This is a genomic window from Microcystis aeruginosa NIES-4325, assembly GCF_008974145.1.
Classification (GTDB): Bacteria; Cyanobacteriota; Cyanobacteriia; order Cyanobacteriales; family Microcystaceae; genus Microcystis; species Microcystis aeruginosa_G.
Genome location: NZ_BJKP01000142.1, coordinates 1 through 292, shown reverse-complemented (window position 1 = coordinate 292; position 292 = coordinate 1). Strand labels below are relative to the sequence as shown.

1 pseudogene is annotated in these 292 nt (G+C 35.6%); it reads left to right on the top strand.

What is annotated here, in order from left to right:
* Positions 1-292, top strand: a pseudogene (locus tag MiAbW_RS19380) (Uma2 family endonuclease); the annotation flags it as partial.

Here is a 292-nt window from a genome sequence, read left to right as displayed (position 1 = left end):
TAAAAAGAAAATTCTCTATCAAAATACTTTTCGTACTCCTAATTATTTTTGGTTCGATCCTAATACCTTAGAATTACAAGGATTTAGACTAATTGAGGGACAATATCAAGCCATTTCTGCCAATGAACAGGGTTATATCTGGAGTGAACAGTTAGGATTATATTTAGGCATATTTGACCGTAAACTGCGTTATTTTACCGTTGATGGTCAATTGGTTCCCACTCCCCAAGAAGCTGAATTACAGCAAAGACAAGCAAAGGAACAGATTCTTTTAGAAAGGGAACAGGAACGA